Origin of the sequence: Streptomyces sp. NPDC051020, from assembly GCF_040683105.1 — a bacterium.
In the GTDB taxonomy this organism is placed as follows: Bacteria; Actinomycetota; Actinomycetes; order Streptomycetales; family Streptomycetaceae; genus Streptomyces.
The window spans coordinates 1-1377 of the sequence record NZ_JBFBCG010000231.1 but is presented as its reverse complement, the minus strand read 5'-3'; the positions used below and the strand labels follow the sequence as shown (position 1 = coordinate 1377).

Annotated in this window: 1 protein-coding gene; it reads right to left on the bottom strand. The window is 67.4% G+C overall.

The annotated features are described in order from the left end of the window. Positions 1 to 1292, bottom strand: a 1292-nt coding sequence (locus tag AB0N06_RS38885) for an ISAzo13 family transposase (RefSeq protein WP_366139374.1), incomplete at its 3' end; no start/stop codon positions are given. Between the last annotated feature and the right edge of the window lie 85 nt (positions 1293 to 1377).

The following is a 1377-nucleotide window of genomic DNA, read 5'->3' as shown; positions in this document are numbered from 1 at the left end:
GTGGCGAACTCGCGTGTCTCCATGCCGCAGATCACCGGGTGGTGCAACCAGCTCGGGGCCCGGTCCTCCGGCTGGGTCCGATCCTCACTGCGCGGCGCTGCGACCGCAGCGGGCGGTTCGGGCCGCAGGGTGTAGTTCCACTTCCCGTGCCACTCGTGCTCGGTCAGCGGCAAGGAGTCCATCACCGCGTCGGGCACGGTCAGACCGGTGGGGTAGGTACCGGGGTCGAACTCGGCGTGGACGCTTAGCCCGGTGCGCGTTGTGGTGGCACCGATGGTGTTGACCACGACTTCGTGGCTGGTCAGCGGCCTGCCACGCCAGTTGGTGCTGATCCGGGAGAAAAGCCGGTGTTCTATTTTGTTCCATTTCGAAGTCCCGGGCGGAAAATGACAGACCGTCACCTCTAGGTTGGCCGCGCGGGCGAAGTCGGCCAGGTGCTTCTTCCAGGCCCGCACTCGGTAGCCGTTGGAGCCGCCCGCATCGGCGGTGATCAGCAACCGCCTTGCGCCGGGATAGCGGTGCCGTCCTTCGCCGTTCCACCAGCGACGCAGAGTGGTGACCGCGAACGCGGCGGTGTCCCCGTCACAGCCCACCGACACCCAGCCGGCATCCGCGTTCAGGTCGTAAATCCCGTACGGGACCGCCTTCTGCGCACCCTTCTCGGGAAAGTCGTGCGCCCGCACCCGCACCGGCTGCCCCGCCCGGTGCCACTCGCGGCCCGCGACGGCATAGTTGCCGAGCACCTCCTTCTTCTTGGTGTCGACGCTGACGACAGGCGCTCCGGCCGCAGTGAACTCACTGACCTGGTCGTTGATGTAGTGAAACTGCGCGTTGCGATCGGGATGGCGGGCACCCTCGGTGGTGCGCGAGGTGCCCTGCAGGGAGAAACCTTCTGCCTTGAGCAGAGCGGCGACGGTGTCATGGCCGACCCGGTGCCCCTGACCGGTCAGCTCGGCGGCCAGGTTCCGGGTGGACTTGACCGTCCAGCGCAGCGGAGACTCCGGATCACCACGCTGATCGGGCTCGACCAGCGCCAGCAACGCCGGGATCAGTCCCGGATCGGCGTCTACCAGCCGCTTACGCCCCGCACCCGCGGCCCGGACCCGCCCGGACAGCTCCAGCCCACGATCCAGCTCGCCCGCACCACGCGAGACCGTCGACTCCGCGACCCCAGCGGCACGGGCGACAACACGAATCCCGCCACGCCCCAGTACGCCGGCCGCAGCCCCCAACACCAGGCGTCGTTGCCGCTCATCCAGATGCGGCAACAACTTACAAAGCTGTGCCGCCAATACCGCCTCAGTCCCCTCCGTCACACTCGGATCCTACGACCCCAACCACCCCAACAAATCAAGGAGTTATTAATCGACAGCTCCC